24 protein-coding genes are annotated in these 26,505 nt (G+C 71.0%); 21 read left to right on the top strand and 3 right to left on the bottom strand.

The features are described 5' to 3' along the window. Positions 1–28: 28 nt before the first annotated feature. From KME78_RS53645 to KME78_RS67685, 11 genes are all read left to right on the top strand, one after another. Positions 29–1,141 carry a ferritin-like domain-containing protein gene (locus KME78_RS53645; RefSeq protein WP_219537764.1) on the top strand — a complete coding sequence of 371 codons (1,113 nt, stop codon included), beginning with the start codon at positions 29–31 and terminating at the stop codon, positions 1,139–1,141. An 82-nt stretch (positions 1,142–1,223) separates the two neighbouring features. Next, the gene (locus tag KME78_RS53640) at positions 1,224–2,462 is read left to right on the top strand and encodes an NAD(P)/FAD-dependent oxidoreductase (RefSeq protein ID WP_219537763.1); all 1,239 of its coding nucleotides are present in this window, start codon (positions 1,224–1,226) and stop codon (positions 2,460–2,462) included. Positions 2,463–2,690: 228 nt separating this feature from the next. Then, positions 2,691–3,845, top strand: a complete 1,155-nt coding sequence (locus tag KME78_RS53635) for a DegT/DnrJ/EryC1/StrS family aminotransferase (RefSeq protein WP_219537762.1) — start codon at positions 2,691–2,693, stop codon at positions 3,843–3,845. 153 nt (positions 3,846–3,998) lie between these two features. Continuing rightward, the gene (locus KME78_RS53630) at positions 3,999–4,841 is read left to right on the top strand and encodes an STAS domain-containing protein (RefSeq protein WP_372455122.1); all 843 of its coding nucleotides are present in this window, start codon (positions 3,999–4,001) and stop codon (positions 4,839–4,841) included. Then, positions 4,841–5,206: an STAS domain-containing protein gene (locus KME78_RS53625; RefSeq protein ID WP_219537761.1), complete on the top strand. Its 366-nt coding sequence runs from the start codon at positions 4,841–4,843 to the stop codon at positions 5,204–5,206. The genes KME78_RS53630 and KME78_RS53625 overlap by 1 nt, the downstream gene beginning before the upstream one ends. Positions 5,207–5,250: 44 nt before the next feature. Then, positions 5,251–5,604: an ATP-binding protein gene (locus tag KME78_RS53620; protein ID WP_219537788.1), complete on the top strand. Its 354-nt coding sequence runs from the start codon at positions 5,251–5,253 to the stop codon at positions 5,602–5,604. Position 5,605: 1 nt separating this feature from the next. Then, on the top strand, positions 5,606–6,631 hold the full coding sequence (locus KME78_RS53615; protein ID WP_219537760.1) for an ATP-binding protein: 1,026 nt from the start codon (positions 5,606–5,608) through the stop codon (positions 6,629–6,631). Next, positions 6,618–8,282 carry an ATP-binding response regulator gene (locus KME78_RS53610; protein WP_219537759.1) on the top strand — a complete coding sequence of 555 codons (1,665 nt, stop codon included), beginning with the start codon at positions 6,618–6,620 and terminating at the stop codon, positions 8,280–8,282. The genes KME78_RS53615 and KME78_RS53610 overlap by 14 nt, the downstream gene beginning before the upstream one ends. After that, positions 8,275–9,879: a SpoIIE family protein phosphatase gene (locus tag KME78_RS53605; RefSeq protein ID WP_308127479.1), complete on the top strand. Its 1,605-nt coding sequence runs from the start codon at positions 8,275–8,277 to the stop codon at positions 9,877–9,879. Before KME78_RS53610 ends, KME78_RS53605 begins: the two co-directional genes overlap by 8 nt. 99 nt (positions 9,880–9,978) lie before the next feature. Then, positions 9,979–10,707 carry an STAS domain-containing protein gene (locus KME78_RS53600; RefSeq protein ID WP_219537758.1) on the top strand — a complete coding sequence of 243 codons (729 nt, stop codon included), beginning with the start codon at positions 9,979–9,981 and terminating at the stop codon, positions 10,705–10,707. 28 nt (positions 10,708–10,735) lie between these two features. Next, complete coding sequence (locus KME78_RS67685) at positions 10,736–12,586, top strand: CheR family methyltransferase (protein WP_219537757.1); 1,851 nt, start codon at positions 10,736–10,738, stop codon at positions 12,584–12,586. On the opposite strand, the gene KME78_RS53590 is transcribed toward KME78_RS67685, so the two are convergent. After that, entirely contained in the window at positions 12,561–13,448 is an 888-nt protein-coding gene (locus tag KME78_RS53590) for a TetR/AcrR family transcriptional regulator (RefSeq protein WP_219537756.1), read from the bottom strand. The genes KME78_RS67685 and KME78_RS53590 overlap by 26 nt on opposite strands. 66 nt (positions 13,449–13,514) lie before the next feature. Between KME78_RS53590 and KME78_RS53585 the strand changes: the two genes are divergently transcribed. The 4 genes from KME78_RS53585 to KME78_RS53570 all read left to right on the top strand — a co-directional run bounded on the left by KME78_RS53585 (position 13,515) and on the right by KME78_RS53570 (position 17,415). Beyond that, positions 13,515–15,248: a right-handed parallel beta-helix repeat-containing protein gene (locus tag KME78_RS53585; protein WP_219537755.1), complete on the top strand. Its 1,734-nt coding sequence runs from the start codon at positions 13,515–13,517 to the stop codon at positions 15,246–15,248. Positions 15,249–15,368: 120 nt separating this feature from the next. Continuing rightward, positions 15,369–15,542, top strand: coding sequence for a hypothetical protein (locus KME78_RS53580; RefSeq protein WP_219537754.1), 174 nt, complete (start codon positions 15,369–15,371; stop codon positions 15,540–15,542). A gap of 27 nt (positions 15,543–15,569) precedes the next feature. After that, complete coding sequence (locus KME78_RS53575; protein WP_219537753.1) at positions 15,570–16,697, top strand: sensor histidine kinase; 1,128 nt, start codon at positions 15,570–15,572, stop codon at positions 16,695–16,697. Between the two features lie 40 nt (positions 16,698–16,737). Further along, complete coding sequence (locus tag KME78_RS53570) at positions 16,738–17,415, top strand: response regulator (protein WP_219537752.1); 678 nt, start codon at positions 16,738–16,740, stop codon at positions 17,413–17,415. 373 nt (positions 17,416–17,788) lie between these two features. Here the strand turns inward: KME78_RS53570 and KME78_RS53565 are convergent, their stop codons facing one another. Further along, positions 17,789–19,249, bottom strand: coding sequence for a benzaldehyde dehydrogenase (locus KME78_RS53565; protein WP_219537751.1), 1,461 nt, complete (start codon positions 19,247–19,249; stop codon positions 17,789–17,791). A gap of 69 nt (positions 19,250–19,318) precedes the next feature. Next, a complete protein-coding gene (locus KME78_RS53560; protein ID WP_214636113.1) occupies positions 19,319–20,119 on the bottom strand; it encodes an IclR family transcriptional regulator in 801 nt (266 codons plus the stop codon). Positions 20,120–20,213: 94 nt separating this feature from the next. Here KME78_RS53560 and KME78_RS53555 point away from each other — a divergent pair, with 94 nt between their 5' ends. The 6 genes from KME78_RS53555 to KME78_RS53530 are packed head-to-tail and all read left to right on the top strand — an operon-like array spanning position 20,214 to position 26,268. Further along, a complete protein-coding gene (locus KME78_RS53555; protein WP_219537750.1) occupies positions 20,214–21,515 on the top strand; it encodes an ABC transporter substrate-binding protein in 1,302 nt (433 codons plus the stop codon). Beyond that, positions 21,512–22,240, top strand: coding sequence for an ABC transporter ATP-binding protein (locus tag KME78_RS53550; RefSeq protein ID WP_219537749.1), 729 nt, complete (start codon positions 21,512–21,514; stop codon positions 22,238–22,240). The genes KME78_RS53555 and KME78_RS53550 overlap by 4 nt, the downstream gene beginning before the upstream one ends. After that, complete coding sequence (locus tag KME78_RS53545) at positions 22,237–22,950, top strand: ABC transporter ATP-binding protein (RefSeq protein ID WP_219537748.1); 714 nt, start codon at positions 22,237–22,239, stop codon at positions 22,948–22,950. The genes KME78_RS53550 and KME78_RS53545 overlap by 4 nt, the downstream gene beginning before the upstream one ends. Then, complete coding sequence (locus tag KME78_RS53540) at positions 22,947–23,822, top strand: branched-chain amino acid ABC transporter permease (RefSeq protein WP_219537747.1); 876 nt, start codon at positions 22,947–22,949, stop codon at positions 23,820–23,822. Before KME78_RS53545 ends, KME78_RS53540 begins: the two co-directional genes overlap by 4 nt. Then, entirely contained in the window at positions 23,819–24,814 is a 996-nt protein-coding gene (locus KME78_RS53535; RefSeq protein ID WP_219537746.1) for a branched-chain amino acid ABC transporter permease, read from the top strand. Before KME78_RS53540 ends, KME78_RS53535 begins: the two co-directional genes overlap by 4 nt. Next, positions 24,811–26,268: an aldehyde dehydrogenase family protein gene (locus tag KME78_RS53530; RefSeq protein WP_219537745.1), complete on the top strand. Its 1,458-nt coding sequence runs from the start codon at positions 24,811–24,813 to the stop codon at positions 26,266–26,268. The genes KME78_RS53535 and KME78_RS53530 overlap by 4 nt, the downstream gene beginning before the upstream one ends. The last annotated feature ends 237 nt before the right edge of the window (positions 26,269–26,505 follow it).

Below are 26,505 nucleotides of genomic sequence, written 5' to 3'. Positions count from 1 at the left end.
GGTGTACGTAACCCCCTGCGGAGGAATCATGTCGACTCACCGCCTCTACACCATCCCTGCCGAGCTCTCCACCTGGGACGTGGAGATGTCCGGAGCCAGCAGGTTCACGTGGGAGTACGACGACGGCAGAGATCGCATGCTCGCCTTGTACCAGAAGGGCAAGGACAAGCAGTGGGACTCCACCAAGCGCATCGACTGGGACCTGGAGGTCGACCCGTACAACGTCCTGGGCATCCCGGACCAGACGATCGCCATCTACGACACGCCGCTGTGGCACCGGATGGACGAGAAGCAGCGTCAGGACGTCCGCCTGCACGGCGCGGCGTGGCAGTTCTCCCAGTTCCTGCACGGTGAGCAGGGCGCGATGATCTGCTCGGCCAAGATCGTGGAGTCGGTCCCGGACCTCGACTCCAAGTTCTACGCCGCCACCCAGACCATGGACGAGGCCCGGCACGCCGAGACCTATGCCCGGTTCCTGCAGGAGAAGGTGGGCCTGGCCTACCCCATCAACGAGCATCTCAAGGCGCTGCTCGACTCGACGCTCAGCGACTCGCGCTGGGACATGCCGTACCTGGGGATGCAGGTGCTGATCGAGGGCTTAGCACTGGCGGCGTTCGGCGTGATGCGCGACATCACCACCAAGCCGCTGCCCAAGCAGATCCTCGCGTACGTCATGCAGGACGAGGCCCGGCACGTGGCGTTCGGGCGGATGGCGCTGCGCGACTACTACGGCAGCCTGACCGAGGCCGAGCGGCGCGAGCGCGAGGACTTCGTCATCGAGGGCTGCTACCTGATGCGCGACCGGCTCAGGGGCCGGGAGACGTGGGAGAACCTGGGCCTGTCGAAGGCGGAGGTCGAAGAGGCGGAGGTGGCCACGGAGCACTCGGAGTATCTGCGGCTGTTCCGGTCGCTGCTGTTCAGCCGGATCGTGCCGTGCGTGAAGGACATCGGGCTGTGGAGCCCGCGCCTGCAGCAGGCGTACGCGGACATGGGCGTGCTGGACATGGCGGGCCAGTCGCTCGACGCGCTGATGAAGCAGGACGAGGACATCGCCGACAAGCTCGACGAGGCGCGCTTCGCCGAGGAGGAGTCCGAGCGGCACGCCGAGGTCGCCGAGACCATCGAACTCGGCGCCTCCTGACCACAGACCTGGCGAGTGGTTTAAGAGTTGCCTTTCGTGCCATATGCACCGAGACAGCATTCGCACGAGAGGGCACCTCTTGATGGTCCAGGAACCGCGGTCCGGCAGGCCGCCGCACGTCGTGGTCGTGGGCGCCGGCTTCGCCGGGCTGAACGCAACGCGGGAGCTGGCCCGTGGCGGCGCGCGCGTCACGCTCGTCGACCGCCGCCCGTACACCACCTTCCAGCCGCTGCTCTACCAGGTGGCGACGGCCGGGCTCGGCCCGGGCGACGTGTCGTACCCGACGCGGGCCTACGCCGCCAAGTATCCGACGGCGCGCGCCCGCAAGGCCGCGCTGACCAAGGTGCACCCGGCCGAGCGGCGCGTGGACCTGGACGACGGCACCTCGCTCGACTACGACTACCTCGTGCTCACCACCGGCGTGACCACCAACTGGTACGGCATCGAGGGCGCGCGGGACCACAGCTACCCCATCTATTCGGTGCACGACGCCATCGTGCTGCGCAGGCGCCTGCAGCAACTCCTGGAGGAGGTCGCGGCGGGCAAGCGGGAGAGCGCGCACGCCGTGGTGGTCGGCGCCGGCGCCACCGGGGTGGAGATGGCGGGCACGATGGCCGAGCTGCGCCGCCGGACGCTCCCGGTGACCTATCCGGAGATCAGCCCCAAGCAGACGAGTGTCACCCTGGTCGAGCGGTTCGACTACGTGCTCGCGCCGTACAAGCCCCGGCTGCGGGACGCGGCCGCGAAGGCGCTGCGCAAGCGCGGCGTGCGCCTGCGGCTGGGCAGCACGCTGGCCTCGGTCGAGGCCGACGCGGTCGTGCTGAGCGACGGCACCCGGCTGCCGAGCGACGTGACCGTATGGGCGCTCGGCGTCGCCGCGCCCGAGGAGGTGTCGAGCCTGGGCCTGCCGCAGGGCAAGGGCGGCCGCATCACGGTCACCCCGGCGCTGAACGTCGAAGCGCACCCCGAGATCTTCGTCGCCGGCGACCTGGCCGGGCCGCCCGACCCGCTGCCGCAGCTCGCCCAGCCCGCCATCCAGATGGGCAAGCACGTGGGCGAGCAGATCCTGGCACTCGCCCATGGCCGTCCCGCGGCGCCCTTCTCCTACCGCGATCCCGGCATCATGGCCACCGTCGGCCGGGGCCAGGCGGTGCTGCAGCTGGCCAACGGCCTGACCATGCACGGCCTGCCCGCCTGGCTGGCCTGGATCGGGCTGCACGTGACGTACCTGCTGGGCGGGCGCAACCGGGTGAGCGTCCTGGTCGCCTTCCTCGCGCGTTACGCGGGGCCGCGCCGCAGCGCGGCCACGGTCGTCGAGTGATGACGAAAGAGGAGTGACCGGCAAAACACGAGCGGATATCACTTTGTTACGCCCGCTAAGCCCCTTCGAGGCTCGGCTGCTATATACAGTCCATTAGCCATCAAAAGCCACAAAAGGGGAATCCTTGGCAGCGTACAAGGGCGCCCTGTGTCGTAGGAACGTTCCCGTCACTGAGAGCAACCGCGTGCTGAAGCGGCACGACCGATTGAACATCCGGGCCGGTGGCCTATGAGCCCGCTGGAAGACCTCATGCGGCACCGGATCGGCCAGAACTGCCTGCACGTGCCGTCCGCCCGGTTCGGCCTGCTGCTGGCGCTGCGCCACTGGTTCGACCCCGGCGACCGGGTACTGATCGCGCCGACCACCTCCGAGATCGTGCCGTTCATCGCGCTGGCCGCCGGCCTGGAGCCGGTGATGGCACCGGTGTCGTGGCGCGACGGCAACATCGACGCGCCACGGGTCAACTGGAGCGGCCTCGCCGGTGTCATCACCACGCATCTGTACGGCCAGCCGGACCAGATCACGGACCTGATCAAGCAGTGCGAGCGGCGCGGCCTCGTCCTCATCGACAACGCCGCCCACGCCTTCCAGACGATGGTCGGCGGCCGCCCGGCGGGCACGTTCGGCCAGGCCGGCGTGTTCAGCCTGGCCAAGCATGGCCGGGCGATGTCCGGCGGCTTCCTGACCACCTCCAATGCGGGCGCGCTGGCGGCGCTGGCCGAGGCGAGGGAGGCGCTGCTGCTACCCGGTGAGTCGGCGCGCGACCAGGCGGAGGCCCTGCTGCAGCCGATGCTCCGCGAGACGCTCCACCGCACCGGCATGGTCCGGCTGACGTGGCACGCATCGCGGCGGCTCGGGATCGTCAAGTGGAGCGGGCACCGCCCCCAGCCCCACGAGGACACCCTCCGGGCCGTCATGGGCGATCTGACGGCGATGGACCCGTGGCTCGGGATCGACCACGACGGCTGGCGCATGCGCCCCGGCCCCGCGCTCTGCCGTTACCAGCGCTCGCGCCTGCGAGTGATCGACCGCGAGCGGGAGCGCCGCCTGGCCGGAGTCGAGGCGCTGCGCCGGACCCCGTGGGTGGCGGCGGGCGTCCGCGAAGCCCCCATACGTCCGCTCCTGCGGGTCCCCCTGATGGTCGAGAGGCGGGACGAGATCGTCGCCGGGCTGGAGCGACTGGGCGTGGTGCCCGGTTTCATCTACGATCCGCCGCTGGACGACTACCTGCCGAGGATCCGGCAGGGGCCCACGCCCGAGATCGCCCACTGGTGGACCAGCCACGTGCTGCCGGTCGATCCGCTCGAAGCCCCGCGCATGGTACGGCTGCTGACCCAGTTGGGCGCGCGTCCGGCCGACGGCTCGAGATTCGCCAGAGCGTAATGCGACATTTTCCCACAAAGTCGGACGTAAGCGTATATACCGTTGGATATTGTCGTTCAACGCATGAAAGCGGGTGATTTCGCTAACCGCCCGCCGATGCGGAACAGTGTCGTTAGCATCCCCGGCAATGCCGGTGAATTCTCTCTTCCAGGAGTGACCTTGACCGTCGATGCCGATGTCGCCAGGCGACGTATCGAAGAGCTGCTCCGTGAGAACGAGGCCCAGATCCTGCAGCGCTGGCACCTGATCGCCAAGGCGTCCGGCGAGGAGCTCACGGAGATCTTCCGATCGCTGCTCGCCTCCCTTGAGCAGGGCAGCAGCGACCTCGCCGATCTGCGCGGCCTGCTCGCCGAGCTGTCGCGCACCCGCGCCCGCCAGGGCTTCACCCCCGCCGACACCTCCAGGGCCGTCTTCGGGCTGAAGGAGGCGCTGTACGAGGTCGTCGAGGCCGACGGCGCCCCCGACGCGCTGCGCGGGTTCATCTGGTTCTCCAGGCTCATCGACGACCTCGGCCTGTTCACCTTCGAGTCGTACACGACAGCCCGTGAGCGGATCATCCTCGACCAGGCCGAGCAGCTGCTGGAGCTGTCGACGCCGGTCGTCAAGCTGTGGGAGGGCATCGTGGCGGTGCCCCTGGTCGGCACGCTCGACTCGGCCAGGACCCAGGTCGTGATGGAGAAGCTGCTCCAGACGCTGGTCGACACCGGCGCCGAGCACGCGGTGATCGACATCACCGGTGTCCCGGCCGTCGACACCCAGGTCGCCCAGCACCTGCTGAAGGCCGTCGTCGCCGCCCGGCTGATGGGCGCCGAGTGCGTCATCTCCGGCATCCGCCCGCAGATCGCGCATACCATCGTCACGCTCGGCATCGAGTTCGGCGACATCGTGACCAAGGCCTCTCTGGCCGACGCGCTGGCCTACGCGCTCCGGCGGAGCGGCATCGAAGTGATCGCGCCGAAGGCGACCCGCATCGCGGTGCGGACGGAGACCATCTGATGGACCGGGTGCCCATCCTCAAGCTGGGCGACATCCTGATCATCTCCATCCAGATCGACCTCGATGATCAGAGCGTGCTCGCCCTGCAGGAAGACCTGGCCGACGCCGTGGTGACCACCGGGGCGCGCGGCGTCATCATCGACATCACCGCCGTGGAGATCGTCGACTCCTTCATCGGCAGGATGCTGTCCACCATCGCCGCCATGTCGCGGATGCTCGACGCCCAGACCGTGGTCGTCGGCATGCGGCCCGCCGTGGCGATCACCCTGGTCGAGCTCGGCCTGTCGCTGGGCGGCGTACAGACCGCGCTCAATCTGGAGAAGGGAATCGCGCGCCTCGACCATGTGAGAGGCGCGACCCCGTGACCGCCGGCTGGGAGGTGCCCATCGCCGGCAACGCCGACGTCGTGATGGTCCGCCAGCGGGTGCGGAGCGTCGCGGTCGAGGTGGGGCTGTCCCTCATCGATCAGACCAAGGTGGTGACCGCGGCCAGCGAGCTGGCCCGCAACGCCTTGGTGTACGCCGGCGGCGGCCTGGCCAAGATCGAGCTCGTCCAGAACGGGATACGCCAGGGCCTTAGAATCGCCTTCAGCGACGAGGGGCCGGGGATTCCGGACATCGAGCAGGCACTCACCGACGGCTGGACCACCGGCACCGGCCTGGGGCTCGGGCTGAGCGGATCACGGCGGCTGGTCGACGAGTTCGACCTGGTCTCCGCGCCCGGCAAGGGCACGACGGTGACGGTGACGAAATGGGCTCGATGACATGGTGGCGGTGAGATACGCGCACGACGACGCCTGGGTCCGAGCCGACAACTCCAGCGCGGTGGGCACCGTCCGCCGGATGGCCGTCGATCTCGCCGAGGCCGCCGGGTTCGACGCCGAGCGTACGGGGCAGACGGCGGTCGCGGTCACCGAGGCCGTCTCCAACCTGGTCAAGCACGCGGTGGAGGGCGTGGTCATGGTCCGTTCGCAGCCCGTGAACCCGGCCGTCGTGGAGCTGGTCGCCATCGACAGAGGACCGGGCATGCCCGACGTGGCCCGCGCCCTGCGCGACGGCTACTCCACCTCCGGCACCCTCGGCATCGGAATGGGGGCGATGGCCCGCATTTCCTCCTGGTACGACGTCCACTCCCTGCCCGGCAAAGGCACCATCCTGGTCATGCACTTCACCGCCGCCGACGCGCCCAGCGCGGCGCCGCACGCCAGCGGCCTGAGCCGCCCCATCGGCGAGGAGACGGTCTCCGGCGACTCCTTCGCGATCGCCGCGACAGGCGACGGCGCCACGCCCGAGACGACGGTGCTGCTGTGCGACGGCCTGGGCCACGGCGAGCTCGCCGCCCAGGCGTCCAGGACCGCGGTGGAGCTGTTCCTGCGGGCCGCCGACGAGGAGCCGCTGGCGACACTCGAACGCCTGCACCGGGGCCTCGGACATACCCGCGGAGGCGCGGTCGCGGTGGCGCGCGTCAGGGCCACCAGCGTGTCCTACGCGGGGCTGGGCAACATCTCCGGCTGGATCGCGAACGCCGAGGGCCGCCGCGGGATGGTCTCGGTGCCCGGGATCGCCGGGCACCAGGCCCGGCACCTGCGCCAGTACGACTTCGACCTGCCCGAGCACGCCACCGTGGTGCTGCACTCCGACGGGCTCACCGAACGCTGGCACCCCTCCGCCGTGCCCGGCCTGTTCGCCCGCTCCCCCGCGGTCGTCGCCGCCGGGCTGCTGCGCGAGGCGGGCAGCCGAAGGGACGACGCCTGCGTGGTGACCGTGAGGCCCGGCGATGACCGCGACTGAGCTGGCCAGGGCCCGGCTCGAACACGACCAGGACGTCTTCACGGTGCGCCGCCTGGGCAAGGCCGTCGCCGAGCTGGCCGGGCTGGAGGCGCAGGACCAGGTCAGGGTGGCGACGGCGCTGAGCGAGATCTGCAGGGAGCTGCTCGGCGGCGGAGCGGTCGTCGTCTTCTCGCTGGACGAAGGGAATCTACTGATCACCATGGATCACGCATCGGGAGCCGACCTCGCCCGATCCGAGGGACTGGCACTGGCCGCCCGCCTGGTCGACGCGATCACCCTTGAGGCCGATCGTGGGCGGGTCACGATCGCCAAGCGGCTGCCTCCTCACTCCTCCCGGCTCCCGATCGACGAGATCCGCGAGCGCCTGGCCGGGATGGCGCCGGTCACCGCGATCGAAGAGCTGCGCCAGCAGAACAAGGAGCTGGCCTCGACCCTGGAGGAGGTGCTGCAGCTCAACGCCGAACTGCAGGAGACCAACACCGGCGTGCTGGCCCTGTACAACCAGCTGTCGGCCGAGCTGGAGGAGACCAACAGGGGCGTGGTCGCCCTCTACGCGGAGCTGGACGAGAAGTCCGGCCAGCTCCGCGAGGCGGGCGAGGCCAGGAGCCGGTTCTGGGCGACGGTCAGCCACGAGCTGCGCACCCCGCTCAACTCCGTCATCGGCCTGGTCAGGCTGCTGGTCGGGCCCGGCAGCGAGCCGCTCAGCGAGGAGCAGTCACGCCAGGTGCGCTTCATCGGCGGCTCGGCGGAGACGCTGCTGGAGCTGGTCGGCGAGCTGCTCGACATGGCCAAGGCCGAGTCCGGGCGGCTCGACCCCCAGTCCTCGGTCATCCACCTGCCCACGCTGGCCCATCATCTGCGCCTGACGATGCAGCCCACCAGCGAGCCCGGCGACGTCACGCTGGTCGTCGACATCGCGCCCGGCGTCGACGACGTCTACACCGACGAGGTGATGCTGGCCCGCATCCTGCGCAACCTGCTGTCCAACGCGCTGAAGTTCACCCCGGAGGGCGAGGTACGGCTGAGCGCCCACGCCGACACGGCCACCGACGAGGTGGTCATCACGGTCAGCGACACCGGCATCGGCATCCCCGAGCACTATCTGAAGAGCGTGTTCGAGGAGTTCTTCCAGGTCCCGAGCGCGCTCCAGGTCAAGACCAAGGGCACCGGGCTCGGCCTGCCGTACGCCCGCAGGCTCGCCGAGGCGCTGGGCGGCACGCTGGAGCTCGCGAGCAGTGTCGGGCGGGGCACCTCGGTGACGATGCGGCTGCCGCATCACGACGGCACGCCCGAGGTGCGCCGGGTGCTGATCGCCGACGACGACGAGGCGTTCCGCGCCGCCGCCCGCAGGATGCTCTACGGCTTCGCCGTCGAGACGGAGGAGGCGGGTGACGGGACCGCCGCGCTGGAGATGATGACAGCGAATCCACCGGACGTGATCCTGCTGGACATGCTGATGCCCCGGCTGGACGGCCACGCGCTGCTGCAGCGCATGGCCGAGGACGAGGCGTTGGGGCAGGTGGGTGTGGTGGTGGTGACGATCCGGCCCGACACCGCGCCGGCCGGCCATCCGGTGCTGTCCAAGCAGGGGCTCCGCCGCGACCAGCTGCTTCAGGCCATACGCGACGCGGTGGTGACCGATCGTGGCTGAGCACGAGCCGGGGACCGTGATCGAGCCCCCAGGCGGATCCGCGACCGTGCTGGTGGTCGACGACACCCCGACCAAGCGCTACATCCTGTCGAGCTGGCTGCGCAGGGCGGGCCACACCGTGGTCGAGGCCGCGGGCGGCGAAGAGGCGCTGGCCGTGCTCGCCGCGCACCGGCCCGACCTGGTCGTGCTCGACGTACGGCTGCCCGACCTCGGCGGCTTCGAGGTGTGCGAGCGGATCAAGGCGGACCCGGCGACGACCTCGATCCCGGTCATCCAGGTGTCGGGCAACGCCATCACCTCGGCCGACCGCACGGAAGGTCTCGAACGCGGCGCGGACGCCTACCTGTCGGAGCCGATCGAACCGGCCGAGTTCGCGGCGACGGTAGAGGCGACGCTGCGTTACTACCGCGCCCGGCGGCGGGCGGAGCTGATGGCCGAGCGCATGGCCAAGCTGGCCGACGTCACCTCGAAGATGAACGCGGCCGACTCCTTCGACCGGCTGCTCACGGTGGCCGTCGAGGGCATGGTCGACATCCTGGGCCGCTACACGGGCGCGCTGGCGCTGCCACCGGACGGCAGGATGCGCCGCGTCCGCGCCCGGCCCGGTGAGGCGCCCAGCAACCGGTCCGCCATCCCCAAGCTGCTGGACCGGCTCAGCGACATGTCCCTGGGCGAGGGGGCGGGGGCCAGGGTCTTCACCGTGGGGGTCGCCGAGTGGGTCAACCTGGTGAACGACGTGCGGATCAGCGAGCCGGTCACGGGGGTGCTGTGCCGTACGAAGAGGGGCCAGCCGCCCATCTACCTGGGGCTGGAGGCCGACCCGCCGCTGGACGGCGACGAGATGAACGTGCTGAGGCAGCTCGGCCAGGCGCTGGCGCTGGCGGTCGACGCGCTGCGCGTCTACACCGAAGAGCACACGATCTCGCTCACCCTGCAGCGCAGCCTGCTGCCCACGCGCATCCCCGACGTGCCCGGCCTGACGGTGACGTTCCGCTACCAGCCGGCCGTGGACAACATCGAGGTCGGCGGCGACTTCTACGAGGTGCTGCGGATCGGCGACCGGGTGCTGGTGGCGATCGGCGACGTAGCCGGCCACTCGCTGCACGCGGCGACCATCATGGCCGAGCTCCGGCACGCGCTGCGGGCCTCGCTGATCGACTCGGTCGACCTGAGCGCGTCGATGGACCTGCTCAACAAGGTGCTGCGCCGTTACCACCCCGGCATGACGGCCACCGTCTGCCTGCTGCTCATCGATCCGGAGACCGGCGTGGTCGAGATGGCCAACGCCGGGCACATCCCGCCGATGCTGGCCGGTCCCGGCGCCCATTATCTGGGCCTGGGCAACCTGCTGCTGGGCGTGGCGCACGAGGACTACGAGGTGACCCGGCTGGAGCTGCCCGCGGGCGCCACGATGCTGCTGTTCACCGACGGGCTGGTCGAGGACCGCGGCATCCTGCTCGACGACAGCCTGGAGCAGGCCAGGCAGGTGGCCGAGACGGTCGAGGGCGATCTGGAGGAGTTCTGCGACCGGCTGCTCGCCGCGTTCGGCTCGCGGGAGGACGACGTGGCCATCGTGGCGGTACGACGCGGGACCTGACGCGCGAGAGCCTGGCCCTTCGCCCGGTCCGGGCGCACGATGGGCAGGAGCGGAGGAGATCGCGGCCGCGGGCGGGCTTCGACGGAGGGGGATCGAGCGATGTTCCTTTCAGTACGCCTGACGACGGTGTCGGCCACCGTCGTGGTGCTCCACCTGACGGGGGAGCTCGACTCCACCACCGCGCCGGTGCTGGCCGCCACCCTGGAGCCCCTCACCGAGTCGCCGGTCGAGCAGGTGATCGTGGCGGCCGGTGACCTGTGGTTCTGCGACCTGACCGGCATCGACGAGCTCGCCGCCACGCACCGGGCCCTGCACGCCAAGGGCGGCGGCCTGGCCATCGCCGAGGCCGGGTCCTCGCTGCGCCGGCTGATCGAGCTGGTGAGCGAGCATTCCCGCGCGCCCATACGGGTGTACACCACCCTGAGCGAGGCCCTCACGGGAGCGGGCGTCAACCTCGACGACCCGTCGCCTCCCGCCCGCCGCCATCTGCCACGGCTGCGAGGGGCGCCGCATGCCTCGCTCGCGCTGGCCGGCAGGCACCCCCGGTGGCGCCCAGCCGCGCCGTCGGCGACCGCCGTCGAGTCCGGTACGGACCTCACTCTCGTGTGCTCGGCCATCGCCCGGGCGCACGCGCTGCGCGAGCAGGCGGCCACCCAGGTGGAGGCGCTGAAGCAGCGGACCCACCGTTACAACCAGGTGCGGACGACGATGTTGGAGACGCGGGCGCGCTGCCAGGCGGCCGTGACAGCCATGCGCGCCAACCGGGCCAGAGCCGCCCTGACGCTGTCCGCTAACGGCCACGAGGGTGACAATCTGCTGCCGTCCTGAGCAGCCCGACTCGGCGTACTCTTCCTCTGTGGCACCAGAGGAAGAGCATGATTTCGATGACCTCCTCGTCCTTCTCAAGGAGACCCGGGGCTTCGATTTCACCGGTTACAAGCGCACCACTCTCATGCGCCGCATCGGCCGGCGCCTGGAGTCGCTGAAGCTGCGCGACTACAGCGAATACCGCGACTTTCTCGAGCTCGAGCCGGAGGAGTTCACCCGGCTCTTCGACAGCCTGCTGATCAACGTCACCGGCTTCCTCCGTGACACGGCGGCGTGGCAGGCACTCCGCGAGAGCGTGATCCCCAGGCTGCTCGGCGGCGAGAACGCGGGCAAGGCGATCAGAGTGTGGAGCGCGGGCTGCGCCACGGGCGAAGAGGCGTACACCGTGGCCATGGTGCTGGCCGAGGAGCTCGGCACGGAGCGCTTCCGCGAGCGGGTGAAGATCTACGGCACGGATCTCGACGAGAAGGCGCTCCAGGTCGCCAGGACCGGGATCTACAACGAGCGCCGGCTCCGCGAGCTGCCGTCAGACCTGCGCGAGACCTACTTCGAGCCGGTCGAGAATGGTTTCGCCTTCCGCCGCGACCTGCGCCGCCAGATCGTCTTCGGCCGCAACGACCTCACGCACAACGCGCCGATCTCGCGGGTCGACCTGCTGCTGGCCCGCAACACGCTGATGTACTTCAACACCGAGACGCAGCTCAACATCCTGCGCCGCTTCCACTTCGCGCTGGCCGATCCCGGCTTCCTGTTCCTCGGCAAGGCCGAGACGATGCTCAACCACGGCGACAGGTTCGAGCCGGTCAACCTGCGCATGCGGCTGTTCAGGAAGGTCGTCTCCACCTTCCCCGCGGACCGCGCGCCGTGGCCGGCGGTCGGGTCGGGCGAGGCGCACGACCACCGCCTGCCCGCGCTGGAGGCGGCGGCGCTGAGCTCGGGGCCGGTGGCGCAGCTCGTCGTCGACGGCTCCGGCACCCTGGCCATGGTCAACTCCCGGGCGGAGTCCCTGTTCAACCTCAACGCCCGCGACGTCGGGCGCCCCTTCCAGGATCTGGAGGTGTCCTACCGGCCCGTCGAGCTGCGCTCGGTGATCGAGCGGGCCTGTCAGGACCAGCGCCCGGTCGAGCTGCGGGAGGTCACGTGGCATCGGCCCGGCGTGGCCGACGGCGGCGTCTTCGACATCTCGGTCGTCCCGCTCCTGGCCGGGGGCGAACACGTCGGCGTGGGCATCCACTTCTCCGACGTCACCCGCTATCGCCGGCTCCGCGACGAGTTGGAACGGGCCAACAGGGAGCTGGAGCAGGCGTACGAGGAGCTCCAGTCGCTCAACGAGGAGCTGGAGACCACCAACGAAGAACTCCGCTCCACCAACGAAGAGCTGGAGACCACGAACGAGGAGCTCCAGTCGACCAACGAGGAGCTGGAGACGATGAACGAGGAGCTCCAGTCCACCAATGACGAGCTCCAGCACATCAACGACGTGCTGACGTCGCGCGGCGTCGAGCTGGACCAGGCCAACCAGTTCGTGTCCGCGGTGGTGCGTAGCCTCGGCGACGCCGTGGTGGTCCTCGACGAGGAGTTACGGGTGATGGTCTGGAGCCGCGGGGCCGAGGAGCTGTGGGGCGTCCGCTCGGCGGAGGCCGTGGGCGGCAAACTCGACGCCCTGGACATCGGCCTGCCGCTCGACTCGCTGGACCCGTATCTGCGGGCCGCGCTCCTCGACGGCCAGAGCGCCGACCCGGCCGGCCGGATGGTGCTCAACGCCGTCAACCGGCACGGCCGCCCCACCCCGCTCACCGTGCAGCTGTCCCACCTGCGCAAGGCCGACGACTCGGTGCGGGGGCTCATCCTGGTCATGAACGTTCTCGACCACGCGTGACCCCGGATCTGCGCTCGCGGTAGGCGCGCTGCTGGCAGGCCCGCGAGCAGTACGCGCGCGGGCGTCCCGACGCGGCCCGTTCGACCGGCGCGCCACACATCTGACAGCTTTCGTCACGCGTTTCATCACGCTCCTGTACCAAGACCTCGATGCCGTCCAGCACCCGGCGCAGGCCGAACTCGAACGGGTCCTCCGGCTCGTCGTAGCCCCCCGCCTCCCACAGGTGGGTGAGGGTCGGGTAGCGGTCGAGGCGCGCGTAGAGCGTGTCGCGAGCGCCCCACCACTCCTCCTCGCTCACTCCGCTGAGCCGTTCGGTCCGCGCCACCTCCGCCAGCCGTACGGCCTCGGAGTCGACGAACCGGGCGACGAGCCCGACGACGGCGATCATCTCCGCGGGCGTGAGGCCGGTGCCGGAGACGGCGCTCAGCATGTACTCGTAGTGGGCCACGGCGTTGGGACCAGGCACCCGTCGGGTGCCGCGCACCTCGGCCACCCAGGGGTGCCGTTTACGCAGTTCCCACCCTTCACGCGCGCACGCCTCCAGCCGCGCCCGCCACCCGCCCGCTTCGCCGGCCCGCGCCCCTTCAGGTGGGATCGTGCCCGGGAGGCCGATGACGGCGTCGCGCATGAGGTCGAGCAGGTGGTCGCGGCCGGGCACGTGGCGGTAGAGCGACATCGTGGTGAACCCGAGCCGTTCGGCGACCTTGCGCATCGACAGGCCCTCCAGCCCGTCGGCGTCCGCCAGCTCGATCGCCGCCTGGACGATCCGGCCCAGGCTCAGCCCCGGTCGCGGCTCGCCGTCGCCGTCCCCCCACAGCAGCTCCACCCCGTCGTCGGGATTGTCCGCGCCGCCTCTGGTCATTGGCGCCTCCTTTGTTTATGGTATAAAACCCTGTGTACATCATAAACAGCAAAGGGGCGGCACATCATGACCGAGTTCCACGTCGATCCTTCGGGCAGTGATTCCTGGCCCGGCACCGCGGAGCGCCCGTTCGCCGGCCTGCACCGCGCCCGGGACGCCGCCCGGGCCGCGGGCGGAGACGTCGTCGTCCAGTTACGGGCCGGGACCCACGTGCTGACCACGCCGTTCGAGCTCACCGAGGCCGACTCCGGCCGTGACGGTCACCGGATCGTCTACCAGGCCTACGGCTACGGGAGCGCCGAGCAGGAGGAGGTCGTCGTCAGCGGCGGGCAGGAGATCACCGGCTGGCGGGTCGAGGACGGCGTCTGGCTGGCCGAGGTGGGCGATCTGGACACCCGCCAGCTGTACGTCGACGGCCGCAGGTCCGAGCGCGCCGCCATAGACGGCCTGCCCGGCACCGCGACCATGACGGAGACCGGCTACGAGACCGACAGCGCGGACCCCCAGAGCTGGCACAGCCCCGCCGACGTCGAGTTCGTCCACCGCGGCGTCTACCCGTGGACCGAGGCCCGCTGCGGCGTCGCCACGGTCACCGGCCATGGCGAGCGGACCGAGATCACCATGGCTCAGCCCGGCTTCGGGTGGGCCCTCGACCTCTACAACTTCGCCTGGGACGGCAACACCTCACACGGGCCCGGCCTGCCGACCCGGATCGAGAACGACGTCAGCTTCCTCACCGAGCCCGGCACCTTCGTCCTGGACCGCTCGCGGCCCGGCCACCACGTCCTGCGCTACCTGCCCCTCCCGGGAGAGGCGCCGGAGCGTACGCGGGTGGTCGCCCCGGTTCTGGAGACGCTGGTGCGGGCCACCGGCACAAGCGACGTGTCCTTCCGTGGCCTGGTCTTCGCCGACGCCACCTGGCTGCGGCCCGGCCGGGCGGAAGGCTTCCTGCACTACCACGGCAGCGGCTACTACGAGGGCGGCCCCGTCGACAAGGTGTCGCTGGTCGAGGGGCAGGCGTGGGTGACGGTCCCGCGCGCGTCGGCCACGATCCCCGCGTGCGTGGTGGTCGAGGGCGGGGTACGCGTGGAGATCGAGCGCTGCCGCTTCACCCGGATGGGCGCCGCCGGGCTGGGGCTCACCGGCGGCGCGGACGTCAGCGTGCGCGGGTGCGACCTGGACACGCTCTCGGCCACCGCCGTCTCCGTCACCGGGACCGAGAACGCCCTGGTCGAGGACAACTGGATCCACCACACCGGCCTGGAGTTCGCCGGCTCCCCCGGCATCGCGCTGCAGGGCACCAAGGGCTGCACGGTCGCCCACAACCAGGTCGGGGACGTGCCCCACTGCGGCATCGTGGCCGGGCCCGCCGAGGGCACCCGCATCCTGCGCAACCTCACCGCCGGCACGATGCTGGTGCTGGCCGACGGCGGCGGTGTCTACCTGTCGGGCCCGCAGGGCGACTCGTACGAGAACGGCGCGGTGATCCGGGGCAACGTCATCACGGACACCCGCACGCCGTACAACTTCGGCCTCTACACCGACTACGGCGCCGCGTGGGTGACCGTCGAGGACAACGTGGTCGCGGGCGCCGACAACACCGCCGTCCTGCAGGTGTCGCCGCCGCTGGAGAAGGTCGTCTACCGGGGCAACTTCTGGGACGCCGACCCGGTCGGGTCGGGCGAGGTGCCGGAGGGGGTCACGTACGAGGGCAACACCACGCTCCCCGACCAGGAGAAGCTGGACGCGGCCACGGCCGACATCCGCCGGCAGGCCGGCCTGCTCCGCACCAGGCCGTAACCTGACGCGGCGCCTTCACGCAAGCTCCGGACGTCTAGGCGCTCCACCCTGCCTCTCCACCCGGATCTCCACCATCCGGCGGTGCCGCTCCACCCGCCCCGATCCCTAGCGTCATGGGTCATGGACAGGAACGAACTGCTCAGGCTCGCAGCCGGCAAAGCGCAGGAATCGCTCAAAGGGGGCAAGGTGAACGGCAAGGCGTTGATCGCGATCGTGGTGGTCGCCGGTGTGGTGCTGGTGGGGTTCGTCGCCTACCGGCTCCTTCTCCTCGAGGTCATCACCCGGCTGCGCTGACGACCGCGTACCTGGTGGAATCTGCGCATGAAGGAGAAACGGTCGCTGCCGGACACCATCGCACCGGGCTGGCTGGTGGTGCAGGTGTTCGGCACGCTGTTCGTCACCGCCATCCTGGTCACCGCCCGGGAGAGCGCGCCGTGGGTCTGGGCGTTGTACGGGGTGAGCGCCGTGTGCTGGCTGTTGTTCGTGTCGCTCGACCGGTCCCGGCCCAGGCTCGCGGCCGCGCTGCTGGGCGCGGCGACGCTGCTGCCGGCTGTTGCCCTGGGGGCCGCCGAGGACAGTTCCGCGGTGCTCCTCACGGCGGTCCTCCTCGGCCGGTTCGCCGCGCTCGCCGCCCCGCCCGTGGCCGCCATCATGGCCGTTGGCGCGGGCACGATGGCACTGGCCGTACTGACATGGCCGGTCTCCGGGGAGTCGCCGGCCGATGCGTTCGGGCAGGCGCTGATGCTGCTCGCGATCACACTGATCGGCGTCAATCATCGGCAGCACGTCGTACGGCGGGAGCAGGCCGAACGGCTCCTGGAGCAGACCCGGCTCGCCCAGGCGGAGCAGGCCCGAGCAGCCGCGCTGGACGAGCGCACCAGGATCGCCCGCGAGATCCACGACGTGCTCGCGCACTCGCTGGGCGTGCTGGGTGTGCAACTGGAGCTGGCCGAGGCCATGCTGGCGGAGAAGGGCGACGTAGCCACCGCGCTGGCGACGGTGCGGCGCTCGCGCAAGCTGGCCGCCGACGGCCTGACGGAGGCCCGCAACGCGGTCGCCGCACTGCGGCAGGACATCCCCTCGCTGGCCGGCGCGCTCTCCGCGCTGGCCGAGGTGCATCGGCGCGACCACCGGTCGCCGGTGGACTTCCGCGCGGACGGGGTCCCGCGCGGGCTGTCGTCGGCGGCCACCGTCTCACTGGTCGCGACCGCACGGGAGGCGCTGACGAACGCGGCCAGGCACGCGCCGGACGCGCCCGTGTCGATGACGCTCGACTTCACCGCCGATGTGGTGCGATTGCGGGTACGTAACTCGCTGCCCGCCGAGGTTCCGGCCAAGGGCGGGTTCGGGCTGACCGGCATGCGCGAACGTCTCGCGCTGGCCGGGGGCACGCTCGACTCCGGCCACCACGACGGAAGCTGGCAGGTGACCGCAGAGGTGCCAGAGTGAGCGGAGCGGTGGGCGCACAGGGGATGGTGGAGGTGCGGGAGTGATCAGGGTGGTCGTGGTGGACGACCAGCAGCTGATGCGCGAGGGCCTGGCCGCCCTGCTCGGCCTGGTCGAGGACGTCGAGGTCGTCGGTACGGCCGGCGACGGCCGCCAGGCCCTCACCCTGCTGGCCGCGAACGCCGCAGACGGGGCGGAAAGCGCAGACGGCGCGCGCCCCGTGGACGTCGTGCTGATGGACCTGCGGATGCCCGTCATGGACGGCGTCGAGGCGACCGGCCGGATCGTCAGCGAGTATCCCGGCCTGGCGGTCGTCGTCCTCACCACCTACACCGACGACGAGTCGATCGCCCGCGCGCTGCGGGCAGGAGCGCGCGGCTACCTGACCAAGGACGCGGGCCGCGCCGAGATCGCGGCGGCGCTGCGTTCGGCCGTCGCCGGGCAGTCGACCTTCGACGCCAAGGTGTCGGACCGGCTGGTGGCGGCGATGGACCGCGCACCGCGGCCCATGGCGCGGCAGTTGCCCGGCGGCCTGACGGCCCGCGAGGCCGAGGTGCTCGGCCTGATCGCGGGCGGGCTGAGCAATGCGGAAATCGCCGCGGCGCTGTTCATCGGCGAGGCCACGGTCAAGACGCACATCAACAACGTGTTCGCCAAAATCGGGGTCCGCAACCGCGTCGAGGCCACCCACTACGCCGACCGCCACGGCTTGGGGAGCTGACCAGGAGGCCGACATACGTGAGTTCAATGGACAAATTCGGAGACCGTCCGTTGGAGACCCTGCCTTTAGATCTTCGATGCGTTTGGTCGTTGACTCGGAGCTCACCAGCTGAAGATGGCGAAGAAGAACTTCGTCGCCGAGGCCATCAAGGCCTAACTATGTTGCTGTACGGATCATCGGGAGCGCCCCTGACGACATCGTCGCGGTGATCCTCGCCCGCATCCCCGGCTGCGATCGAGCCAGCTGGGGATGCGAACACCGGCTCCGCATCGGCCTCTTTACGGAGCTGAGCAGGTCTGGTCCACGCTCATGGATCCAGCCACCGCCGCCAAGATCCTTGAGGAGGGCGACGCCGACCGTTGACGCGATTCCCTTAGAAGGGGTAGGTGGGTGGCTCGCCGCGCATGGTGACCCAGCGGGTCTCGGTGAACGCCTCGATGTTGGCGGCGGCGCCGCCGAAGCGCGCGCCCGTGCCGGAGGCGCCGATGCCGCCGAACGGGCTGTTGGCCTCGTCGCTGACCGTCTGGTCGTTGATGTGCACGATGCCGGTCGGGACGCGGTCGGCCAGGGCCAGGCCCTTCATCACGTCCCTGGTGACGATCCCCAGCGACAGGCCGTACTCGGTGGCGGTGGCCAGCCGTACGGCCTCCTCCACGCCGGAGAAGCGGGTGACCGGCGCGACGGGACCGAAGATCTCCTCGGTGAAGGCGGGCACGTCCGGCGTCACCTCCGACAGCACGGTCGCCGGGTAGAACAGCCCGTCGTAGCTGCCACCCGCGGCGAGCTTCGCGCCGGCCTCCACGCTCGTGGTGACCACCCGATGGATCCGGTCGCGCTGGCCGGCGTCGATCAGCGGGCCGAGCGCGACCTGCTGGCCGGCCGGGTCGCCGACCGGCAGGTTCGCGGCCTTGGCGGCCAGCCGTTCCACGAAGTCGTCGTAGACGCGCTCGTGCACCAGGTGCCGTCCGGTCGTCATGCAGATCTGGCCCTGGTGGAAGAACGTGCCGAACGCGGCGAGGTTGGCGGCCTGGTCCACGTCGGCGTCGTCGAGGACGATCAGCGCCGAGTTGCCGCCGAGCTCCAGGTGCGCCCGCTTGAGGTGCCGGCCGGCGAGCTCGCCCACCCGGCGCCCCGCGGCGGTCGAGCCGGTGAAGGAGATGACGCGCACCAGCGGGTGCGTCACCATCGCCTCACCCACGTCGCTCCCGCCGGGCAGCATCTGGAAGACCCCCGGCGGCAGGCCCGCCTCCTCCAGGACGCGGGCGATCGTCACGCCGCCGGTCACGGCGGTCCTGGGGTCGGGCTTGAGGATGACCGCGTTGCCCAGGGCCAGCGCGGGCGCGACCGAGCGGATCCCCAGGATGATCGGCACGTTGAACGGCGAGATGACCCCGACGACGCCGACGGGCATCCGCCTGGCCATCGACAGGCGCGGCTCCTCGCTCGGCAGCAGCTCCCCGTAGGAGCGGCTGGGCAGGCTCGCCGCCTCGTAGCACTCCTGCTCGGCGACGTGCACGGCGAACCCGGCCATGGCGGGCACCGCGCCGACCTCGCGGACGTTCCACCAGGTGATCTCTTCCGCGTGCTCGCTCCAGAGCTGCGCCGCGCGCCGCAGCACGGCCGCGCGCCGGGGGTGCGGGGTGGCGGCCCATTCGCGCTGCGCCTCGGCCGCGCTCTCGGCGGCTCTGCCGAGGTCGGCCGCGTCGGCCAGGCCGGCCTGCCCGAGTACGGAGCCCGTCGCGGGCTCGGTGACGTCGATCGTGCCGCCGCCGCCGGGAGACCAGGCCCCGGCGACGAAGATCCGGCCCTGCCAGGTTGCTGGGTCGAGGAACACCTGCGCCCCCTTCGCTCGCGGACAAGGGCCGAATGTAGTTCCGTGGTGCGGCGCAATCAATACGGCGTTTCAGCTACTGGAACACAAATTCCCGCCGCGGAAGCCGAGCCCGCTGGAGATCTCTGCGGCGGTACGGCGCAGCGGCCCCTCCAGGCGGCCCACGACCGAGTCGACGGGGACGTTCCAGGTCGTCAGGTGCACCGCGATGTTGATGGCCGCCACGACGTTGCCCGACCTGTCGCGCACCGGCGCCGCCAGGGAGCGCAGCCCCGGGGCGAGCTCCTCGTCGTTGACCGCGATGCCGCTCTGCCGTACCCGCTCCAGGGCGGACACGAGCTGCTCGCGCGCGGTGATGGTGCGGGGGCCGCGCCTGGCGAAGTCGGTACGGTCGAGCAGCGCGCGCAGCGCGGCGGGCTCGCGGAAGGCGAGCAGGACCTTGCCCATCGAGGTGCAGTAGGCCGGCAGCCGCGAGCCGACGTGCAGGTTGAGATCGACCGCGAACCCGCCGCCGCCCCGGCCGCTGCGCCGCCGCTCCACGTAGACGATGTCGGGCCCGTCGAGCACGGCCATGCTGGCGGCGTAGCCGGTCTCGTCGGACAGGGCCTGGAGATGGCGGGCGGCGACCCGGGTGATCTCCATCGAGTTGATCGCGGCGAAGCCGAGGTCGACGACCCGCGGCCCCAGTGAGTACTTCTTCGTCTCGGGATCCTGCTGGACATAGCCGAGCTTGGCCAGCGTGGCCACGTAGCGGTAGGTCGTGCTCTTGTTCAGGCCGGCCGAACGGGCCAGGTCGGCGATGCCGAGGATCGGCCGGGCCTCGCTGAACGTCGAGAGGATCAGCAGCCCGCGCTCCAGCGACTGGGAGGTCATGCCACAAGCGTTTCACATGTTCGAACGCCGCGTTGACTTGTGGCACGCGCGCTCGTACGTTCCGATCACTCTCCACCTCACCCTGGAGGCGCGCGTGAACCGATCCCCTTCCTCCGGCTTAACCAGGCGGCAGGTGCTCGCCGCCACCGCCCTGTCCGTGCCCCTGCTGTCGGCGTGTCAGAACCCGGCGAGCGGCGGCGGAGGCGGCTCGGCCGCCCTCAAGATCGGGTTCGTCAGTCCGCGGACGGGGCCCGCGGCCGGGTTCGGCGAGCCCGACGCGTACGTGCTGGGTCTGGCGCGCAAGGCGTTCGCCGGCGGGCTGACCGTCGCCGGCCGGAAGTACTCCGTCGAGATCATCGACAGGGACGGCCAGTCCAACCCGCAACGCGCGTCCCAGGTGGCCAACGACCTGATCAACGGCTCGGGCGTCGACCTGATGCTGACGACCTCGACGCCGGAGACGGTGAACCCGGTCTCGGACGCCTGCGAGGCCGCCGGGGTGCCGTGCGTCTCGACCGTCGTGCCCTGGGAGGCCTGGTACTTCGGCCGGGGCGCCGAACCCGGCCAGCAGGACGCCTTCAAGTTCGCTTACCACTTCTGCTTCGGCGTGCAGCAGTTCGCCAACGCCTACACACACCTGTGGCCGCAGATCGCGACGAACAAGAAGGTCGGGGTCATGTGGCCCAACGACTCCGACGGCAACGCCATCCGCCAGGCGCTCGGTCCGCTGCTGACCAAGGCCGGCTACACGATCGTCGATCCCGGGGCCTACACCGACGGCACCAACGACTACTCGGCGCAGATCGCGAAGTTCAAGGCCGAGAACTGCGAGATCTTCAACACCTTCCCGATCCCGCCGGACTTCGCCACGTTCTGGCAGCAGGCCGCGCAGCAGGGGTACACCCCGAAGATCGCGCAGGTGGCGAAGACCGGGCTGTTCCCGTCGCAGATCGAGGCGCTCGGCCCCATCGGCGTCAACATCGCGGGCGGCGCCTACTGGGCGCCCGCCTACCCCTACACCTCGTCGCTGACGAAGCTCAGCTCTCAGGGGCTCGCCGACGGCTACCGGGAGGCCACGGGCAAGCAGTGGAACCAGCAGCTCGGACCGAGCCTGGCGCTGTTCGACGTGGCCGCGGCGGCGCTGTCGAAGGCGTCCGACCCCAAGGACAAGACCGCCGTGGCCGCCGCGATCCGTTCGCTGGACGTGCGGACTCCGGTCGGCCGCCTCCAATGGGGCAAGGGGCCCAACGCCAACGTGGTGGCCACGCCGATCCTGGGCGGCCAGTGGGTGACGGCGCCGGCGGGTGGCCGGGACAAGGTGACCTTCGTGCTGTGCGAGAACTCCTCCGACCCCCAGGTCCCCGTCGCGGCCAAGCTGCGGACGTACCGCGCATGAGCGCGCCGGTGCTCGCCGGGCGCGGCCTGACCAAGGACTACGGGGCGCTGCGGGTGCTCGACGGCGTGGACTTCGAGGTCGGGCCGGCGGCGGCGGTCGGCATCGTCGGTCCCAACGGCGCGGGCAAGACGACGCTGCTCGGCATCCTGGCCGGGTCCGTCACGCCGTCCGCGGGCCGCGTGTTCATCGACGGGGACGACGTGACGGGCCTGCGTACCGAGCTGCGCTGCCGCCGGGGCGTGGGCCGGGCGTTCCAGGTGCCCCGTCCCTTCGGCGGGATGACCGTCCTGGAGAACGTCCTGGTCGGCGCGGCCTACGGGGCAGGGCTTTCCCGGTCGCGGCTGTACGCGCGCTGCGTCGAGGTGCTGGAGCTGTGCGGGCTCGTCGACGTGGCGAACCGGCGGGCGGAGAGCCTCGGCCTGATGCACCGCAAGCGGCTCGAACTCGCCCGGTCCCTGGCGACGGGCCCCCGCGTGCTGCTGCTCGACGAGATCGGCGGCGGGCTCACCGACGCCGAGGCCGAAGACCTGGTCATCACCGTCAAGCAGCTCATCGCCCTCGGGATCGGCGTCGTCTGGATCGAGCACATCGTGCACATCCTGCTGAAGGTGGTCGACCGGCTGGTGTGCATGGACGCCGGGCGGGTGATCGCCGACGGCGTGCCCGCCGAGGTGCTGCGGAACGCGGTCGTCATCGACGCCTACCTCGGAAGGGGCGCGACATGAGCCTGCTGCGCGTGGCGGGACTCGTCGCCCGGCACGGGCTGCTGACCGCCGTACGCGGTGTGTCGCTCGCCGTGGACGAGGGCGAATGCGTCGCGCTCATCGGTGCGAACGGCGCGGGCAAGTCCACGCTGCTGCGCACGATCGCGGGCGCGCACCCGGCGGCGGAGGGCACCGTCGTGTTCGACGGCGCCGACATCACCGCGCTGCCCGCCCACCGGCGGGTCGGGCGGGGCATCGCGCTGGTCCCGGAGGGCCGCAGGCTGTTCGCCGGGCTGACGGTCGAGGAGAACCTGCTGGTCGCGGGCCGGCGGGGGCGGCCGGGCCAATGGCGCCTCGACACCGTGCTCGACGCGTTCGACCTGCTGAAACCGCTCCTGCACCGGCGCGCCGCCGACCTGTCCGGCGGCGAGCAGCAGGCCACCTCCATCGGCCGGGCCCTGATGACCAACCCGCGCCTGCTGCTCATCGACGAGGTGTCGCTCGGGTTGTCGCCGATCGCGGTCGACACGGTGTACGCGTCGCTGTCGCGGGTGCTCGCGAGCGGCACGACGGTGGTCCTCGTCGAGCAGGACCTGGGGCGCGCCCTGTCGGTGAGTGATCGCGTCATCTGCCTGCTCGAAGGCGCCGTCGCGCTGGAGTCCGCCAGCGGGGCGGTCACCCGCGACCAGGTGACCGAGGCGTACTTCGGCCTCCGCGCGGAGCCGCGATGACCTGGGTCAACGCCGTGGTGCAGGGCGTCTTCCTGGGCGGCCTGTACGCGCTGTTCGCCTGCGGGCTGTCGCTGATGTTCGGCGTCATGCGGATCATCAACCTGGCGCACGGCGACCTGGCGATCCTGGGCACCTTCCTGGTGTGGGCGCTGGTGGACCGGCTGGGCCTCTCGCCGTGGGTCGCGCTCGTGCCCGCGCTGCCCGTCATGCTCGGCATGGGCTACCTGCTCCAGCGCACCGTGCTCGCGCGCAGCCTGCGGGGCGGGCCGCTGATCCCGCTGCTGACCACGTTCGGCCTGGCCATCGTCATCCAGAACGCGCTGCTGCGCGCCTTCTCCCCGGACGTCCACTCGCTCGGCGCGCCGGCCGGGTGGATCTCCACCGCGAGCCTGCGGGTCGCCGGGCAGCTCTCCGTGCCCGTCTTCGGGCTGCTGGTGCTGGCCGCGGCCGTGCTCGTGCTCGGCGGGCTGCACCTCGTGCTGCGCCGTACCGGCTTCGGCCGCGAGATGCGGGCGACCGCGCAGGACCCCGGCACCGCCGCCCTCGTCGGCATCCCGGCCTCGTCGGTGTACGCCAGGGCGACCGCCATCGCCGTCGCCACGGCCACGCTGGCCGGGGTGTTCCTGGCGATCCGGTCCACCTTCGACCCCTTGGCCGGTCCTGCGCAGCTCATCTTCGCCTTCGAGGCCGTGGTCATCGGCGGGCTCGGCTCGCTGTGGGGGACGCTGATCGGCGGCGTCGTCCTCGGCGTCGCGCAGACCGTCGGGGGCACGATCGACCCGCAGTACTCGATCCTCGCCGGGCACCTCGTCTTCCTCGTCATCCTGGCCGGCCCGCGCGGCAGGTCCATCGTCACCCGGAGCGCTCCATGACCACCGGCCGCCGGGTCCGCCGCTCCAGCACCGCCTCCCGGGTCGCCTCCATGTGTGTGGTGGTTGCCGCTCTCGCGCTGTGCGGCATGCCGTACATGGTGACCGCCAACGTCGTGCAGCAGCTCACCAGCCTGTTCATCTTCCTGATCCTGGCGGTCATGTGGAACGCGCTGGCCGGTTACGGCGGAATGGTGTCGGTCGGGCAGCAGGCGTTCATCGGCGCCGGCGCGTACGGCACGATCTTTCTCACCCAGTGGGGGATGAGCCCTTACCCGGCCGTGGCGCTCGCCTCGGTGGGTTCGGCGGTGCTCGCGGCGCTGCTGTCCCCGCTGGTCCTGCGGCTGCGGGGCGGCCAGTTCGCGGTCGGCACCTGGGTGGTGGCCGAGGTGCTGGCGCTGCTGGTCACCTTCGACCACGATCTCGGCGGCGGCACCGGGGTGTCGCTGCGCGGGCTGAACGTCTACGGCCCCGACCTGCGCCGCGCCTACACGTACTGGATCACGCTGGCGTTCGCGCTGCTGCTGCTCGCCCTCGTCTTCGCCCTGCTGCGGCACCGGACGGGCGCCGCGTTGCAGGCCATCCGCGACGACGAGGACGCGGCCGCGTCGGTGGGCGTGCGGGTACGGCCGCTGAAGGCGCTGCTGTTCGTGCTGGCCGGGTTCGGCTGCGGCGCGGCCGGGGCGCTGACGCTGGCCAACACGCTGTTCATCCAGCCCCAGTCGATCTTCGGCGTCCAGTGGACCGCGTACATGATCTTCATGGTGCTCGTCGGCGGGCTCGGCACGTTCGAGGGGCCGATCGTCGGCGCGGTCCTGTTCTTTACCGTGCAGTACGCCTTCGCCGACGCGGGCGCCGTCTACCTGATCGGGCTGGGCCTGGTCGCCGTCGCGTTCGCGCTGTTCCTGCCGCGCGGGCTGTGGGGTCTGGTCGCCGGCCGGGCGCAGGTCCCGTTACTGCCGGTCGGCTACCGTCTGGAAGACTCGGCCCTGTGATCCTGGCGGTGCGGCACTACATCGACGGGCGCTGGTCCGATTCCAATACCGGGCGGCGATACGACAAGCACAACCCGTGGACGGGGGCCGTCCTGGCCGAGGTCGCCGCGGGCGACGCCGAGGACGCCCGGCACGGCGTCGAGGCGGCGCACGCCGCGTTCGCCTCCTGGTCGGCGACGTCGCCGACGGACCGGCAGAGCGTCCTGCTCCGCGCCGCCGACATCGTGGAGCGGCGGACCGAGGAGATCGCCGGGCTCATGACGGCCGAGATCGGCTGCACCCGGCAGGTCGCCATGATGCACATCGGCTTCTGCACCTCCCTGCTGCGCCAGGCGTCCGGGCTGGCCCACGACCCGATCGGGCAGATCATGCCGTCGGACGTCCCCGGCACCCGCGCGTACGCCATCAGAGGGCCGGTCGGCGTGGTCGCCGCCATCGCGCCATGGAACGCGTCGCTGGTCCTGGCCGCCCGGGCCATCGTGGGGCCGATGGCGCTGGGCAACACCGTGGTGCTGAAGCCCTCCGAGGAGTCGCCGCTGACCGGGGGCGCGCTGTGGGCCGAGGTGTTCGCCGAGGCCGGACTGCCGGCCGGGGTGCTCAACGTGGTCACCCACGCGCCGGGCGACGCCGGCGCGATCGCCGAGGAGCTGATCGGCCACCCGCACGTCCGCCGCGTCAACTTCACCGGCTCGACCGTCACCGGCCGGCGGCTGGCCGAGGCGGCCGGGCGCCACCTCAAGCGCATCGTGCTGCAGCTCAGCGGCCACAACCCGCTGATCGTCCTGGCCGACGCCGACCTCGGCTACGCGGTGAACGCCGCCGCCTACGGCGCCTTCGTCCACCAGGGCCAGGTGTGCATGTGCGCCCGCCGCATCTACGTCGAGCGGGCGATCGCCGCCGAGTTCACCGAACGCTTCGCCGCCAAGGCGGCCACGCTGCCGATGGGCGACCCGGCCGACCCGCGCACGGTCATCGGCCCGCTGATCAACAAGTGGGCGCTCTCGCTCGTCACCCGCCGCGTCGAGGAGGCCGTCGCGATGGGCGCCGGCGTACTCGCGGGCGGTACCCCCGAGCCACCGTGCTACCCGGCCACCGTCCTCACCGGAGTGCCGGCCGAAGCCGAGCTCGCCTTCGACGAGACTTTCGGTCCCGTCGTCATCCTCGACGTCGTCGAGGACGCGGACGAGGCGGTACGGCGGGCGAACGAGTCGCGCTTCGGCCTGACCGCGGCCGTGCTGACCGGGCAGCCGAGCCGGGGACTGGAGATCGCCCGGCGGCTGGAGGCGGGGATCGTGCACATCAACGACCAGCCGGTCAACGACGAGCCGCAGATGCCGTTCGGCGGGGTCAAGGACAGCGGCTGGGGGCGCTTCGGCGTGGGCTTCGCCGCCGACGACTTCACCGAGCTGCAGTGGGTGACCTCCCGCGACACCCCGCGGCCCTTCGCCTTCTGACTTTCGGACGAGGCGGTCAACCCGATCGGTGGCCCCGCAGGCATCCTGATTTATCACCCTAAGGCGCTCGGACCAGGCCTTTCAATGGGCTGTGCGGTTGGAAAACTGTTCCGCTTTGGGGGCACGGAGCAGGCGGTACCTACCAGAAAATCGGTTGATCCAACGTATTAGCCTGGATGGGATGCCTCCCGATACGCGTTCTCCTCGCCGTCCCCTGCCCATCTCCCGACCACTCAC

The sequence above is a fragment of the Nonomuraea guangzhouensis genome, from assembly GCF_019396345.1.
Taxonomy (GTDB): Bacteria; Actinomycetota; Actinomycetes; order Streptosporangiales; family Streptosporangiaceae; genus Nonomuraea; species Nonomuraea guangzhouensis.
The sequence above is the reverse complement of the archived record's forward strand: the minus strand, read 5'-3'. Positions and strand labels throughout refer to the sequence as shown.

Excerpts from the sequence above, each read along its gene's own strand:
- KME78_RS53600 (WP_219537758.1), top strand. The coding sequence starts at position 9,979 with ATGTTCCTTTCAGTACGCCTGACGACGGTGTCGGCCACCGTCGTGGTG.
- KME78_RS53590 (WP_219537756.1), bottom strand. The coding sequence starts at position 13,448 with ATGACCAGAGGCGGCGCGGACAATCCCGACGACGGGGTGGAGCTGCTG.
- KME78_RS53585 (WP_219537755.1), top strand. The coding sequence starts at position 13,515 with ATGACCGAGTTCCACGTCGATCCTTCGGGCAGTGATTCCTGGCCCGGC.
- KME78_RS53645 (WP_219537764.1), top strand. The coding sequence starts at position 29 with ATGTCGACTCACCGCCTCTACACCATCCCTGCCGAGCTCTCCACCTGG.
- KME78_RS53575 (WP_219537753.1), top strand. The coding sequence starts at position 15,570 with ATGAAGGAGAAACGGTCGCTGCCGGACACCATCGCACCGGGCTGGCTG.
- KME78_RS53640 (WP_219537763.1), top strand. The coding sequence starts at position 1,224 with ATGGTCCAGGAACCGCGGTCCGGCAGGCCGCCGCACGTCGTGGTCGTG.
- KME78_RS53580 (WP_219537754.1), top strand. The coding sequence starts at position 15,369 with ATGGACAGGAACGAACTGCTCAGGCTCGCAGCCGGCAAAGCGCAGGAA.
- KME78_RS53615 (WP_219537760.1), top strand. The coding sequence starts at position 5,606 with ATGGTGGCGGTGAGATACGCGCACGACGACGCCTGGGTCCGAGCCGAC.
- KME78_RS53535 (WP_219537746.1), top strand. The coding sequence starts at position 23,819 with ATGACCACCGGCCGCCGGGTCCGCCGCTCCAGCACCGCCTCCCGGGTC.
- KME78_RS53635 (WP_219537762.1), top strand. The coding sequence starts at position 2,691 with ATGAGCCCGCTGGAAGACCTCATGCGGCACCGGATCGGCCAGAACTGC.
- KME78_RS53545 (WP_219537748.1), top strand. The coding sequence starts at position 22,237 with ATGAGCCTGCTGCGCGTGGCGGGACTCGTCGCCCGGCACGGGCTGCTG.
- KME78_RS53560 (WP_214636113.1), bottom strand. The coding sequence starts at position 20,119 with ATGACCTCCCAGTCGCTGGAGCGCGGGCTGCTGATCCTCTCGACGTTC.
- KME78_RS53625 (WP_219537761.1), top strand. The coding sequence starts at position 4,841 with ATGGACCGGGTGCCCATCCTCAAGCTGGGCGACATCCTGATCATCTCC.
- KME78_RS53610 (WP_219537759.1), top strand. The coding sequence starts at position 6,618 with ATGACCGCGACTGAGCTGGCCAGGGCCCGGCTCGAACACGACCAGGAC.
- KME78_RS53620 (WP_219537788.1), top strand. The coding sequence starts at position 5,251 with ATGGTCCGCCAGCGGGTGCGGAGCGTCGCGGTCGAGGTGGGGCTGTCC.
- KME78_RS53540 (WP_219537747.1), top strand. The coding sequence starts at position 22,947 with ATGACCTGGGTCAACGCCGTGGTGCAGGGCGTCTTCCTGGGCGGCCTG.
- KME78_RS53550 (WP_219537749.1), top strand. The coding sequence starts at position 21,512 with ATGAGCGCGCCGGTGCTCGCCGGGCGCGGCCTGACCAAGGACTACGGG.